General features: G+C 70.5%; 13 protein-coding genes. 7 read left to right on the forward strand and 6 right to left on the reverse strand.

Annotation, left to right across the window (positions count from 1 at the left end):
* Positions 1–110 precede the first annotated feature (110 nt).
* On the forward strand, positions 111–485 hold the full coding sequence (locus tag AB0B50_RS11565; RefSeq protein WP_055564402.1) for a F0F1 ATP synthase subunit epsilon: 375 nt from the start codon (positions 111–113) through the stop codon (positions 483–485).
* A gap of 129 nt (positions 486–614) precedes the next feature.
* Positions 615–1,064 (forward strand): DUF2550 domain-containing protein, encoded by a 450-nt coding sequence (locus AB0B50_RS11570; protein WP_362328826.1) that lies wholly within the window; start codon positions 615–617, stop codon positions 1,062–1,064.
* A 122-nt stretch (positions 1,065–1,186) separates the two neighbouring features.
* Here the strand turns inward: AB0B50_RS11570 and AB0B50_RS11575 are convergent, their stop codons facing one another.
* From AB0B50_RS11575 to AB0B50_RS11585, 3 genes are all read right to left on the reverse strand, one after another.
* Positions 1,187–3,022, reverse strand: coding sequence for a glycoside hydrolase family 18 chitinase (locus AB0B50_RS11575; RefSeq protein ID WP_362329170.1), 1,836 nt, complete (start codon positions 3,020–3,022; stop codon positions 1,187–1,189).
* 214 nt (positions 3,023–3,236) lie between these two features.
* Complete coding sequence (locus tag AB0B50_RS11580) at positions 3,237–3,887, reverse strand: response regulator transcription factor (protein WP_362328828.1); 651 nt, start codon at positions 3,885–3,887, stop codon at positions 3,237–3,239.
* Positions 3,884–5,074 carry a histidine kinase gene (locus AB0B50_RS11585; protein ID WP_362328830.1) on the reverse strand — a complete coding sequence of 397 codons (1,191 nt, stop codon included), beginning with the start codon at positions 5,072–5,074 and terminating at the stop codon, positions 3,884–3,886. The genes AB0B50_RS11580 and AB0B50_RS11585 overlap by 4 nt, the downstream gene beginning before the upstream one ends.
* A gap of 166 nt (positions 5,075–5,240) precedes the next feature.
* Here AB0B50_RS11585 and AB0B50_RS11590 point away from each other — a divergent pair, with 166 nt between their 5' ends.
* Entirely contained in the window at positions 5,241–5,819 is a 579-nt protein-coding gene (locus AB0B50_RS11590; RefSeq protein WP_362328832.1) for a hypothetical protein, read from the forward strand.
* On the opposite strand, the gene AB0B50_RS11595 is transcribed toward AB0B50_RS11590, so the two are convergent.
* From AB0B50_RS11595 to AB0B50_RS11605, 3 genes are read right to left on the reverse strand one after another with little or no spacing between them, the layout of a single operon-like run.
* Complete coding sequence (locus AB0B50_RS11595; protein ID WP_362328834.1) at positions 5,816–6,388, reverse strand: cob(I)yrinic acid a,c-diamide adenosyltransferase; 573 nt, start codon at positions 6,386–6,388, stop codon at positions 5,816–5,818. The genes AB0B50_RS11590 and AB0B50_RS11595 overlap by 4 nt on opposite strands.
* Before the next feature lie 13 nt (positions 6,389–6,401).
* Positions 6,402–7,157 (reverse strand): ABC transporter permease, encoded by a 756-nt coding sequence (locus tag AB0B50_RS11600; protein WP_362328836.1) that lies wholly within the window; start codon positions 7,155–7,157, stop codon positions 6,402–6,404.
* 18 nt (positions 7,158–7,175) lie between these two features.
* Positions 7,176–7,958: an ATP-binding cassette domain-containing protein gene (locus AB0B50_RS11605; RefSeq protein WP_362328838.1), complete on the reverse strand. Its 783-nt coding sequence runs from the start codon at positions 7,956–7,958 to the stop codon at positions 7,176–7,178.
* A 99-nt stretch (positions 7,959–8,057) separates the two neighbouring features.
* On the opposite strand from AB0B50_RS11605, the gene AB0B50_RS11610 reads away from it, so the two are divergent.
* The 4 genes from AB0B50_RS11610 to AB0B50_RS11625 all read left to right on the forward strand — a co-directional run bounded on the left by AB0B50_RS11610 (position 8,058) and on the right by AB0B50_RS11625 (position 12,904).
* Positions 8,058–8,699 carry a TetR/AcrR family transcriptional regulator gene (locus tag AB0B50_RS11610; RefSeq protein WP_362328840.1) on the forward strand — a complete coding sequence of 214 codons (642 nt, stop codon included), beginning with the start codon at positions 8,058–8,060 and terminating at the stop codon, positions 8,697–8,699.
* A gap of 147 nt (positions 8,700–8,846) precedes the next feature.
* Positions 8,847–9,698 carry a 3-hydroxyacyl-CoA dehydrogenase family protein gene (locus AB0B50_RS11615; protein WP_362328842.1) on the forward strand — a complete coding sequence of 284 codons (852 nt, stop codon included), beginning with the start codon at positions 8,847–8,849 and terminating at the stop codon, positions 9,696–9,698.
* Positions 9,699–9,841: 143 nt separating this feature from the next.
* Positions 9,842–10,165: an STAS domain-containing protein gene (locus AB0B50_RS11620; protein ID WP_030792181.1), complete on the forward strand. Its 324-nt coding sequence runs from the start codon at positions 9,842–9,844 to the stop codon at positions 10,163–10,165.
* A gap of 207 nt (positions 10,166–10,372) precedes the next feature.
* Complete coding sequence (locus AB0B50_RS11625) at positions 10,373–12,904, forward strand: PT domain-containing protein (RefSeq protein WP_362328844.1); 2,532 nt, start codon at positions 10,373–10,375, stop codon at positions 12,902–12,904.
* Positions 12,905–12,956: the final 52 nt, after the last annotated feature.

Raw genomic sequence — 12,956 nt, forward strand, 5'->3', positions numbered from 1 at the left:
GGGGCGGGTGCACCCCGCACAGGGGCCGTGTCCCGCCCCTCTTCGTACGCCCACTAGAATTTGACCCAACACCCGGCTGAACCGCCGGGTGGTGACCCGAGGAGCCACCCTTGGCTGCTGAGCTGCATGTCGAGCTGGTCGCAGCGGACCGCAGTGTCTGGTCCGGTGAGGCCACCCTGGTCGTCGCGCGCACTACGTCCGGCGACATCGGCGTCATGCCCGGTCACCAGCCGCTGCTCGGTGTGCTGGAGTCGGGCCCGGTGACCATTCGTACGAGCGACGGCGGCACGGTCGTCGCCGCTGTCCACGGCGGATTCATCTCCTTCGCGGACGACAAGCTGTCGCTGCTGGCCGAGATCGCGGAGCTGTCCGACGAGATCGACGTCCAGCGTGCGGAGCGGGCGCTGGAGCGCGCGAAGTCGGAGGCCGACGCCTCCGCGGAGCGGCGTGCCGACGTCCGACTGCGTGCGGTGGCGACGCGCTGACCCCAGCGCGCGGCGTAACGTGACTCAGCCGCGGCCAGGTCCGGGAACACTTCCGGACCGGGTCGCGGCTGAGGCAATGCGGGTGCAATGTAGTGGTCCGTTTTCGAAGAGGCGAGGAGGTCGGTGCCGATGATCCTCACTCTGCTCGTGTGCGGACTTGCTTTGATCGTGCTGGTGTTGGTGGGGCTCTTCGTCTTCGGACTGCGGCGCCGGCTGATCCAGCGCTCCGGCGGAACCTTCGACTGCAGCCTGCGCTGGAACGCCCCGGAGAAGGGCGACACCTCCGGCAAGGGCTGGGGCTATGGAGTCGCCCGCTACAACGGTGACCGGATCGAGTGGTTCCGTGTCTTCTCGTACGCTCCCCGGCCGCGCCGGGTTCTCGAGCGTTCGGCCATCGAGGTCGTCGACCGCCGCGCACCGGACGGCGAGGAGGAGCTGGCCCTGCTCTCCGACGCCATCGTCCTCGGCTGTCTGCACCGCGGCGTCCGCCTGGAACTGGCGATGAGCGAGGACGCGCTCACGGGCTTCCTCGCGTGGCTTGAGGCGGCGCCTCCGGGGCAGCGGGTCAACGTGGCCTGAGCCCCGAAGGGGCGCGGGGAACTGCGCGACCAGCCACATACAACCCGCAGACGCGACACATGAGAAGCCGGGGAGAACAGGGGGCGTTCCTGTTCTCCCCGGCTTCGTCATGAGGGGACGGACTACTTGAGTCCGTCGTTGATCGCGCTCACCAACTCCCCGTTGGCCGTGTCACCACTGAACTCCCAGAAGAACGCGCCCCCAAGACCCTGATCCTTGGCCCAGGTCATCTTGGCGCGGACGGTGGCCGGGGTGTCGTACGACCACCAGTTGCTGCCGCAGTGGGCGTACGCCGTGCCGGCGACCGTGCCGTTGGACGGGCAGGAGTTCTTGAGGACCTTGTAGTCCTCGATGCCTTGCTCGTACGTCCCCGGGGCGGGCCCGGTCGCCGTGCCGCCGGGTTCCTTCTGGGTGACCCCGGTCCACCCGCGGCCGTAGAAGCCGATGCCGAGCAGGAGCTTGGCCGAGGGCACGCCCTTGGCCTTCAACTTGGCGATCGCCGCGGCGGAGTTGAAGCCGTCCTGCGGGATGCCCGGGTAGGACGTGAGCGGGGAGTGCGGGGCCGTCGGGCCCTTGGCCGCCCAGGCGCCGAAGAAGTCGTACGTCATGACGTTGTACCAGTCGGCGTACTGTGCGGCGCCGCCGTAGTCCGCGGCGTCGATCTTGCCGCCGTTGGAGGCGTCGGCGGTGATGGCGGCCGTGACGAGGTTCTTGGCGCCGAACTCGTTGCGGAACGCCTGCATCATGTTCTTGAAGACCGCCGGGCCCGAGGTGTCGCAGGACAGACCGCAGGCGTTGGGGTACTCCCAGTCCAGGTCGATGCCGTCGAAGACGTCGGCCCAGCGCGGGTCCTCGACCAGGTCGTGGCAGGACTTCGCGAAGGCCGCCGGGTTCTTCATGGCGTCGGTGAAGCCGCCGGACCAGGTCCAGCCGCCGAAGGACCAGAGGATCTTGATGTTCGGGTACTTGGCCTTGAGCTTGCGCAGCTGGTTGAAGTTGCCGCGCAGCGGCTGGTCCCAGGTGTCGGCGACGCCGTCGACGCTCTGGTCGGCGGTGTAGGCCTTGTCGATCGCAGCGTAGGAGTCGCCCATGGTGCACTTGCCGCCCTGGACGTTGCCGAAGCTGTAGTTGATGTGCGTGATCTTGTCGGCCGAGCCGGAGGTCGCGATGTTCTTCGCGTGGTAGTTGCGCTGGTAGACGCCCCACTCCGTGAAGTAGCCGAGCTTGACCTTGTCACCGGGGCCGGGGCCCGGGTCGCCGCCGCCCGTGGTGCGGACCTTGACGGCGCCGCTGGCGGGACCCGTCTGGTCGGCGGTGTCGCGGGCCTGGACGGTGTAGGAGTAGTCGGTGCCCTTGGTCAGGCCGGTGTCGGAGTACGAATTCCCCGTCACCGTCGCGACCTTGGCGCCGTCACGCAGCACGTCGTAGTTCTTGACGCCCTTGTCGTCGGTGGCGGCCTTCCAGTCGAGCTTCACCGAGGTGTCGGTGATGTCGGAGGCCACGGGCGTGCCGGGGGCGCTCGGCGGGTTGTCGCCGGGAACGCTGCCGCCGTCACAACTGCCGCCGTTCAGCGTGCACTTGGAGGGGGCGCCGGAGCCCGTGCCGTTGAACCCGAAGGAGACCGAGGCGCCGGGGGCGAGCGTCCCGTTCCAGCCGAGGTTCTTGGCGGTCCAGCGGTTGCCGGAGTTGGTGGCGGTGGCGTCCCAGGCCGAGGTCACCTTGGTGCCGGTGGGGAAGTCCCACTCGACGGTCCACGAACTGATCGTGGAGGTGCCGGTGTTCTTGATGGTCCACTTGCCCTCGAAGCCGCTGCCCCAGTCCTGGGTCTTGGCGTACGTGGCGGTGGCCTCGGGGGCGGCGTCGGGGGCCGCCTCGGCGGAGCCGCCGAGCGCGACCAGGGTGGCGAGCGGGAGCAGCAGGGTGGTGAGACCCGCCACGGCTCTGTGTCTGAATCCGATTCTCGAGCGTGCCTTGCTCTGGATGAAGCGCACGAGGTGCTCCTCGGGTGAGTTCCGGGGGTCTTAGGGGATGGGACCCTGCGCCGCCCGTGAGCACGTGGACACGTGGGGGAGTGCTCACCGCAGTGCGGTGAGAATAGAAAGGTCTGGACCAGCGGTCAAGAGGTCTGAACCAATGGCCGAATCGCGCCCCTCGTGCGCCTCGATCCCGGGTTCAGATGTCCAACTCCTGGGCCAGTACGGCCGCTTGGACCCGACTGCGCAGCTCCAGCTTGCCGAGCAGCCGGCTCACGTGTGTCTTCACCGTCGCCTCCGCCATGGTGAGGCGGGCCGCGATCTCCGCGTTCGACAGGCCCTCGCCGATGCAGGACAGGACCTCCCGCTCGCGGCGCGTGAGGCTGTCGAGCGCCGCGGGGTCCGGTGCGTTCCTGCTGCGTACGGCCTTGGCGGGGGCGGCGAACTCGGCGATCAGGCGGCGGGTGACGGCCGGGGCGATCAGGCCCTCGCCGCGTGCGACCGTGCGGACGCCCTCGATGAGGTCCTTCGCCTCGGTGTTCTTCAGGAGAAAGCCGGACGCTCCCGCGCGCAGCGCGCCGAAGACGTACTCGTCGAGGTCGAAGGTGGTCAGGACCAGGACGTCCGCAAGCCCCTCGGAGACGACCTGGCGCGTTGCCGACACCCCGTCCAGGCGCGGCATCTGAATGTCCATCAGGACCAGGTCGGGGCGGAGCTCGCGGGCGAGTGCGACGGCCTCCTCGCCGTCCGACGCCTCGCCGACGACCTCGATGTCGGACGCGCTGCGCAGGATCAGGACGAGTCCCGCGCGCACGGCTGACTGGTCCTCGGCGACCAGTACCCGGATCATTCCTTGGCTCCTTCGTCTGCGGGGTCGACGGGCAGCGTCGCGAAGACGCGCCAGACCTTGCCGTCGGGGCTGGACTCGGGGCCGGACTCGAAGGTGCCGCCGAGCAGTTCGGTGCGCTCGCGCATGCCGACGAGGCCGGCGCCCGAGCCGGGGGCGCGGGGCCCCGATGGATCTCCGTACGGACTTCTCACGCGGATCGTCAGGGCGCGGGGCTCCTGGGCCAGGGTCACGGTGACGAGGCCGGGCGAGGCGTGCTTGAGGGCGTTGGTCAGGGACTCCTGGACGATGCGGTACGCCGCGAGCTCGACCGGCGCGGGCAGCTTGGGGCCCTGCGGATCGCGGGCGTCGTCGAGGGTGACGTCCAGGCCGTTGGTGCGGGCGCCGGAGACCAGGGTGCCGAGGCCGTCGAGGGTGGGCGCGGCGGCAGGCTCCAGGTCGCCGCTGTCGGAGCGCAGGATGCCGATGAGGCGGCGCATCTCGGCCAGGCCCTCGACGCTGTTCTCACGGATGACGGCGAGCGCGTCCTTGCTGGTCTTCGGATCGTCGAGGGAGAGCGCCGCCGTGGAGTGGATGGCGATCGCCGAGAGGTGGTTGGCGACCATGTCGTGCAGCTCGCGGGCCATCCTTGCCCGCTCGGCGGTGACGGCCTGGACGCGGTCCATCTCGGCGAGCAGCGCGGTCTGTTCGGCCCGCAGCTTCGCGGCCTCCGCGGCCTCGCGGTGGTTGCGCACGAGGACGCCCGTGGTGGCGGGCCCGAAGGAGATCACGCCGGCGAGGACGCCGATGAGGATGGCCTGCGGTTCCTGGAACCACGCCAGGAAGCCGATGGTCAGCGCCACCGTCACCAGGCCGGTGGTCAGCGGGATCCGCCGGGCGGCGGCCGGGGTGCCGTACACGACGGCGGCGTACACGATGTCGGTGAACATCATGATCGACGCGAGGTTGCCCTCGGTGAACTGGTCGGCGACCAGCGCGAGCGTGCCGACGGTGAGCGCGAACTGCGGCGCCGACCTGCGCACCAGCTCCAGACAGGCGAGCACGGACAGCGGGATGAGGGCCCAGTTGCCGCTCAGCAGGCGGCCCGGCTGAGCGTGCAGCCCCAGCGCCCACAGGGAGAGCCCGCAGAGCAGGCTGACCGCCGCGATGGAGACGTCGACGCGGTGCGGGCGGGGGAGGGACAGGGCCATGACCCCATCCAACACGGTCCACCCGGGGCGAGGCCTGGTCCTGGGGGAGGAACCGCTCGCTACATCGAAGGATGCAGTCCCACTTCGTCACTGACGACGACGATCCGCGGCCGGGACGGCGGGAGCCTTGAGGGGTGACCGAGAAAGCTACCTGGAGGACCGAGCCGTGATCGTCACGCTGATCGTCATCTGCGAGGTGGGCTTCTGGGTGCTGCTCGCCGCCGGGCTCGCCGCCCGCTATCTGCTGCGGATGCCGCGCCTGGGCATCGCGCTCCTGCTGTGCGAGCCGCTCCTCGAAGTGGTGCTCCTGGTGGTGACGGCCGTCGACCTGAAGAACGGCGCCGACCCGAGCTGGAAGCACGGCCTCGCCGCGCTGTACATCGGCTTCACCGTGGGCCACGGACACCGCACCGTGAAGTGGCTCGACGGCCACGCGGCGCACCGCTTCAACGGCACGCCGGTGCCGCGTCCGCCGCGCTACGGGCGGGCCCGCGCCGTGCACGAGGGCAAGGTCTGGCTCGGCACCGTGGTGGCGGCGGCCGTCGCGAGCGGGCTGCTGCTGATCGCCATGTGGTACGTCGACGACCCGAGCCGCACGTCGTCCCTGCAGTCCTGGATGTACACGGCCTGGCGCACGGCGGGCATCCACGGTCTGATCGCGCTCAGTTACGCGCTCTTCCCGAAGAAGGCCCCGGCGGACGAGCCGGAGAAGGCCGACCGCCCGAGCTCCCTGACCAAGCTCTAACGCTCACCGCCCGGCACCCACAGCACGTCCCCGACCTCCTTGTTGGCCGTGCGGGCCAGGATGAACAGGAGGTCGGAGAGGCGGTTGAGATAGGTGGCCGTGAGCGGGTTCATGACCTCTCCGTGCACCTCGAACGCCGCCCACGTCGAGCGCTCCGCCCGGCGCACCACCGTGCACGCCTGGTGCAGCAGGGCCGCGCCCGGCGTGCCGCCCGGCAGGATGAAGCTGCGCAGCTTCTCCAGCTCCTCCAGGAAGCGGTCGCAGTCGGCCTCCAGCTTGTCGATGTACGACTGCTCGACGCGCAGCGGCGGGTACTCGGGGTCCGCCACGACGGGCGTGGAGAGGTCGGCGCCGACGTCGAAGAGGTCGTTCTGGACCCGGACCAGGACCTTCACGACCTCCTCGGCCAGGCTCCCGAGCGCGATCGCCGTCCCGATGGCCGCGTTGGCCTCGTTGGCGTCGGCGTACGCCGCGATCCGCAGATCGGTCTTGGCGGTGCGGCTCATGTCCCCGAGGGCCGTCGTGCCCTGGTCGCCGGTCCTGGTGTAGATGCGCGTCAGATTGACCATGCGGCCAGCGTAGTTACGCTCCCGCCTTCTTGAAGACGCGTGTGCCGACCGTCACGGCGACGAGTACGAAGGCGAGGGCCATCAGGACGCCGTACAGCATGGTCGTCGAGGCGTAGTCGCCCACGTACCCGGCCCGCACCGCGTCCACGAGGTAGCGGAACGGCATGAAGTGGGAGAGCACGTCCAGCCAGGTGGGCGCGAGCGCCATCGGCAGCATCAGGCCCGAGAGCAGCATCGAGGGCATGCTGATGGCGTTCACGGCGGGACCGAACTCGTGGGCCTTGGCGACCTTCATGGCCAGTGCGTACGAGAGGGCGGCGAGCCCCGCGGTCAGGAGCGCCACGAACGCGAACCCGATGAGGACGCCGGCCAGCGGCGCCCTGAGCCCCATCACCAGCGCGGCGAGCACGAGCAACACCGCCTGGAAGACGAAGAGCGAGGCGTCGCGCAGGATCCGGCCGAGCAGCAGCGCGAGGCGGCTCACGGGCGTCACCCGCATCCGCTCCACCACGCCGAACTGCTTCTCGATGATGAGTGCGAAGCCGCTGAACGTGGCGCCGAACAGGCCGAGTTGGAGCAGCAGCCCCGGCACGAGCACCTGCCAGGAGTCGCCCCGCGAGCCGAGCGGCAGGTCGGTGAGCAGCGGCCCGAAGAAGAGCAGGTACAGCAGGGGCGTGAGGACGCCGAAGAGGATCTGGAACTTGGAGCGCAGGGTCTGCCGGGCGTACCGCCCGAAGATCAGCGCGGTGTCGGAGAGCAGTGCGGGCATCGTTGGGGTCCTGGGGTCTCAGACGGCGACGGGAGCCGTGTCCTTGGACGCGATGTCGCGCCCGGTGATGGCGAGGAAGGTGTCCTGCAACGAGGCGTCGATCGAGCCGCCGTACTGGAGCTTGAGCGCGCTCGGCGTGCCCTCGGCGACCACGACGCCGCGGTCGACGACGACCAGGCGGTCGGAGAGCTCGTCGGCCTCGTCGAGGTAGTGCGTGGTGAGGAAGACCGTCGTGCCGTACTCGTCCCGCAGCCGCCGCACCAGCTTCCACAGGTCGGCCCTGCTGCCCGGGTCGAGCCCGGTGGTCGGCTCGTCGAGGAAGAGCACCTCGGGCCGGTGCGTGAGCCCCATGGCGATGTCGAGCCGCCTGCGCTGGCCGCCGGAGAGCGCCGCGCAGGGCCGCTCCATGAGTTCGGTGAGGTTCAGGTCGCGCGCCAACTCCTCGGCGCGGGCGGCCGCTTGGGCTTTCGTCAGGCGGTAGAGCCGCCCCTGGGTGATCAGCTCCTCGCGCACGGAGACACTCAGGTCGACGCCGCCGGACTGGGCGACGTAACCGATCCTGCTCCGTACGCCCTCGGGGTCCCGGCCCAGATCGCAGCCGGCGACGGTGGCCGCGCCGCCGGTCGGCGGGAGCAGCGTGGTCAGCATGCGCAGCGTGGTGGTCTTGCCCGCGCCGTTCGGCCCCAGGAAGCCGAGGATCTCGCCGGGCTCGACGCGCAGGTCGATGCCGCGCACGGCTTGAACGGGGCCGTTCTTGCTCTGGAAGGTCCGGGCGAGCCCGGAGGTGCTGATGATTGCCATGGCGACCACAAAAACAGAGTCCATGAAATTTTGCAATCGCCCCAAGTTTTATGGTGGCGCAAAATTTGGGAGTGGCCAACGACGCCTACGATGGACGGCATGACTGAAGGGCTCAGGGAGCGGAAGAAGCGCCAGACCAAGCAGCGGATCTCGGACATCGCGACGGGGCTCTTCCTGGAGCACGGCTTCGTCACGGTGACCATCGCGGAGATCGCGGAGGCCGCGGACGTCTCCGTCAACACGGTCTACAACTACTTTCCGGCGAAGGAGGACCTCTTCCTCGACCGCGGCGCGGAGATCGTCGACCGGCTCTCGCGCTGGGTGCGGGGGCGCCGCGTGGGGGAGTCGGCCGCCGACGCCGTACTGCGCGAGCTGCGCACCCTGGTCGAGGGCGTCTCGCCCACCGTCGGCCTCTTCGACGGTTACGCCGACTTCATGAAGGTCATCACCGACTCCTCCGCCCTGCGCTCCCGCCTCTGGGCCTTCCAGCAGGAGAGCCTCGAGGACCTGGAGACGACCATGCGCGAGGAGGCCGCCCCCGGCGACGGCGAGTATCTGCCCGCCCTGGTCGCAGGCCAGCTCAACTGGCTGCACGGCACCGTCCACGGCTGGATCGGCGCGGAGATGGTCAAGCGCCGCAAGCCCACCGAGGTCTCCCGCGAAGCACTCGTCCTCATCGACGAGATGGAGGGGCTGCTCGGCGAGAAGGTCCTCAACTACGCGGTGCGCACCGCCGAATGAGGCGTACCGGTGTGATGTCCGTCATCTGAGACGTGACGCGCATCTCTTCGCTGTCACAGGCGCGCTCACGACCGCTAATGTCCGCCGGAGAGCCATACGTCAACAGCGTGCAATCCAAGCGTGATAAGCGGTAGGGGAGTCGGAACAGTGGCACGGAAGCTCGCCGTCATCGGAGCCGGACTCATGGGGTCCGGCATCGCTCAGGTCTCCGCCCAGGCGGGCTGGGACGTCGTTCTGCGCGACGTCACCGATGAGGCCCTGACCCGTGGCACCGACGGGATCAAGAAGTCGTACGAGAAGTTCGTGAGCAAGGGCAAGCTCGACGCGGCGGACGCGGAGGCGGCCCTCGGCCGCATCACGACGACCACCGACCTGGGCGCGACGGCCGACGCCGACATCGTCGTCGAGGCCGTCTTCGAGAAGCTGGAGGTCAAGCACGAGATCTTCCGCGCGCTCGACAAGATCGTGCGCGACGACACCGTGCTCGCCTCCAACACCTCCGCCATCCCGATCACCAAGATCGCGGCCGTGACGGAGCGTCCGGAGCGCGTCGTCGGCGCCCACTTCTTCTCGCCCGTCCCGATGATGCAGCTCTGCGAGCTCGTACGCGGCTACAAGACCAGCGACGAAACCCTCGCCCGCACAAGGGAGTTCGCCGAGTCCGTCGGCAAGACCTGCATCGTCGTCAACCGCGACGTCGCCGGCTTCGTGACGACCCGTCTGATCTCCGCGCTCGTCGTCGAGGCCGCCAAGCTCCACGAGTCGGGCGTCGCCACCGCCGAGGACATCGACATCGCCTGCAAGCTCGGTTTCGGGCACGCCATGGGGCCGCTCGCGACCGCCGACCTCACCGGCGTCGACATCCTGCTGCACGCCACCGAGAACATCTACACCGAGTCCCAGGACGAGAAGTTCGCGCCGCCGGAGCTGATGCGCCGGATGGTTGACGCCGGTGACATCGGGCGCAAGAGCGGGCAGGGGTTCTACAAGCACGACTGACGCCGCCTCAGGACGAGGGTCACTCCTCGGGGTGAATTCGGTATCGGTTCGCTTACAGACGGCAACTTCTGGTCCCTTGAGCCAGTCAGTTGCAGTGACATACCCAGATCACATGGATACCTCTCGTATCTCGGGGAGCGCATATGCACATCAGGGGCGACCAGGCCCAGCTGGTCGTCGGGGGACGCCTCGACGTACGCAGCGCGGCGGACGCCCGTACGGTCCTGCACTCGGCCGTCGACGACGGCGCCGGCGACCTGGTGCTCGACCTGTCCGAACTCGACTCGTGGGACGCCACGGGACTCGGCGTCATCATGGGCGCACACCGCCGCGCCGGGCGGTGTGGACGCAGGCTCGTCCTGCGCCATGTGCCGCCGCAGATGCAGCGCCTGCTCGTCGCCACCAGGCTGCACCGCATCCTCGCCATCGAAGGCGGCATCGGAGTCGAATCGCTCCCCAGAGCGTGAACCGCACCTCGCGCACAATTCTCACGAACCTGTGACGTCTCGGACGGGGCGGTACCCCGCCCTCTCGTAGATACTGAGCAAAGGTCTAGGGTTCGGTCGCCCACCGATATACGGACCCGCACGGGGGCACCGGACCAGAAGCGACAGCGCAGTGTGCACGAAGGCCGGAGGGGGCTCTGCACACCACGCATCTGGGGGGCTAGGACCATGGACCCGATGAACCGGGGACCGGAAGAGTACGGCCACGACGGCATCAACGACGACGACTCGGCGCGCTCCGGGCGGCCGCCGCGCGATCCTTCCCCAAGCTCTCAACCTCGTTCGAGCAGGGGAGACGCCACCTCACCCGACTTCGGGCAGCCCGCACCCGTGCTCGCGCGCACCGTCCAGCTCGTCTCGGGCGACTTCCTGCTCACCGTCAATCCCGTCGACGGCAGCGAGATCGAACCCTGCCCGCCCGGTGAGCGCCCGTCGCGGCCCACCAAGCGCACCGCGGCCGAGCGCGCCGAGCTGCGCCGTGCCTCGATGCCGCCCGTGCCGCCGGGACCCGCGCTGCCCCGACTGCCGCTCCTGGAACGCCAGGAGGAGCGCGAGCGCCTCGTGCGGCTGCTCGCGCGCGGCCGTTCGGTGCGGCTCACCGGGCCCGCGGGATCGGGGCGTACGACGCTCCTGGGCGCCGTCGCCGACGACTGCGCGGACCTCGCGCCCGACGGCGTCGTCCGGCTCTCCGGGTACCGCAGGACGCCCACCGAGCTGCTCCACGACCTCTTCGCGGCCGTCTACAACGCGCCGCTGCACCGCCCCGAGCGCGCCCTGCTGCTCGAACTCGTCCACGACATCGGCGCCGTCGTCGTCCTGGACGACCTGGAGTTCGGCGGCGCGGGCCTGGACGAACTGCTCGACGCCACGCCCGAGTGCGCCTTTCTGATCTCCACGACGCCCGACGTCGCCGCGCCGTCCGCCGACTCCCACCTCGAAGAGGTCTTCCTCGGCGGGCTCGGCAGGAGCGGCGGCCTCGAACTCCTGGAGCGCGCCGTCGGCCGCGTCCTGGACGACGAGGAGGCCAACTGGGCGGGCGACCTCTGGTTCGAGTCCGAGGGCCTGCCGCTGCGCTTCGTCCAGGCCGGCGCCCTGCTCCGCCAGCGCGATCAGCTCCGCGCCGACCCGCACGCCTTCGAGGAGCACGGCTACTTCGGCGACAGCCCGGTCGACGCGCCCTTCGACGCCGCGGACGGGCACGACGTGCCGCTGCCCTCGCTCGCCGACGGCGCCGCGCCCGCGGCCCTGCTCGCCTCGCGGCTCAGCCCGTCCGCACGCGACACACTGCGGTTCGCCGTCGCGCTCGGCGGTGAACTGCCGCACCAGGCCCACCTGCCCGCCCTCGTCGGCGACACCCACGCGGACGCCGCCCTGGCCGAGCTGGTGAGCTGCGCCCTGGTCACTCCGGTCGGCGCGCACTACCGCCTGGCCGCCGGAGTGCGTACGCAGCTGGAGACCGCCGGGTACTCCGACGACGCGCCCGACCGTGCCCGCACCGCCGCGCAGCACTACGCCTGGTGGGCCGGGCACCCCTCCGTGACGCCGGAGCGGGTCGCCGCAGAGGCGGACGCCGTGCACGCCGCGCTGAGCGCCCTGGTGGCCACGGAGAGCGGCACGGCCGTGCTCCTTGCCCGCACCGCCGCACCCGCCTTCGCGGGCGGGCTCGACTGGGGCGCGTGGGAACGCGCGCTGCGGTCGGGCCAGGAGGCCTCGCGCAACGCCGGAGAGGTCGCCGAAGAGGCGTACTTCCACCACGAGTTGGGGATACTCGCGCTCTGCGGCGGGCAGCTCGACCGGGCCCGCGCCGAGCTGGAGGCCTCCATCGGGCTGCGCGGCGCGCTCGCCGACAAGCGCGGCATGATCTCCGGGCGCAGGGCCCTCGCCCTGGTTGCCGACCGCTCGGGCGGCGCGCTGCCCGTCGGCGGCTCCACCGCGGGCGAAGAAGTGCCCGACGCGCGCTACGAGGAGTCGGCGTCGCCGCCCGGCGGCGTCCCCGCGGCCTTCGCGCTGCCCGAGCCGCCGCCCCCGGAGCCGGACACCCTGGTCACCAGCAGGGTCAGGCCCGCCGGAGCGGGGTCGGGCCCCGCGCCCAGCCGTCGCTCCATCATCAGCGGCACCCGGCGCAACCTCGTCGCGGCGGGCGCGGGCGCCCTGCTCGCCGCCGTCCTCGGGACCGTCGTCACGCTCGGCGCCACGTCCGACAACAACGATCCGCCGGAGAGCGACAAGGTCAAGACGGAGCAGTCGGCGAAGGAGGACCGCGACGGCGACGGACTGACCGCCGACAAGCCGCAGAAGGACTCCACGAGCCGCCCCGACGACCCGGGCAAGGACGGCGTCGTCGGCACCTCGGACGACCCGACGCCGAGCGACAGCGGCGAGCCCTCCGACAAGCCGAGCGGCAGCGACAAGCCGTCCGACAAACCCTCGGACAAGCCGACGGACAAGCCGACCGACAAGCCGACGGACAAGCCGACGGACAAGCCGACGGACAAGCCCACCGACAAGCCGACCGACAAGCCGACGGACCCGCCGACCACGCCGCCGACGGATCCGCCGACGACACCGCCCACGGACCCGCCGACGACACCGTCGAGCGAGGCCCCGCCCTCCTCGCCCGACACCTCGACCTCGGCGAGCGGACCGGCCAGCTCCTCCCCGGCCGGCTCGTCTCCGGCGAGCGGCAGCGCGTCGGCCTGACGCCGCGTACGTGAAAGGGCCGGGTCCATCAGGACCCGGCCCTCATTCATGT

This window comes from Streptomyces sp. NPDC041068, assembly GCF_040647455.1.
Taxonomy (GTDB): domain Bacteria; phylum Actinomycetota; class Actinomycetes; order Streptomycetales; family Streptomycetaceae; genus Streptomyces.

Excerpts from the sequence above, each read along its gene's own strand:
- AB0B50_RS11620 (WP_030792181.1), top strand. The coding sequence starts at position 9,842 with ATGCACATCAGGGGCGACCAGGCCCAGCTGGTCGTCGGGGGACGCCTC.
- AB0B50_RS11625 (WP_362328844.1), top strand. The coding sequence starts at position 10,373 with ATGGACCCGATGAACCGGGGACCGGAAGAGTACGGCCACGACGGCATC.
- AB0B50_RS11605 (WP_362328838.1), bottom strand. The coding sequence starts at position 7,958 with ATGGCAATCATCAGCACCTCCGGGCTCGCCCGGACCTTCCAGAGCAAG.
- AB0B50_RS11595 (WP_362328834.1), bottom strand. The coding sequence starts at position 6,388 with ATGGTCAATCTGACGCGCATCTACACCAGGACCGGCGACCAGGGCACG.
- AB0B50_RS11600 (WP_362328836.1), bottom strand. The coding sequence starts at position 7,157 with ATGCCCGCACTGCTCTCCGACACCGCGCTGATCTTCGGGCGGTACGCC.
- AB0B50_RS11585 (WP_362328830.1), bottom strand. The coding sequence starts at position 5,074 with ATGGCCCTGTCCCTCCCCCGCCCGCACCGCGTCGACGTCTCCATCGCG.
- AB0B50_RS11570 (WP_362328826.1), top strand. The coding sequence starts at position 615 with ATGATCCTCACTCTGCTCGTGTGCGGACTTGCTTTGATCGTGCTGGTG.
- AB0B50_RS11580 (WP_362328828.1), bottom strand. The coding sequence starts at position 3,887 with ATGATCCGGGTACTGGTCGCCGAGGACCAGTCAGCCGTGCGCGCGGGA.
- AB0B50_RS11610 (WP_362328840.1), top strand. The coding sequence starts at position 8,058 with ATGACTGAAGGGCTCAGGGAGCGGAAGAAGCGCCAGACCAAGCAGCGG.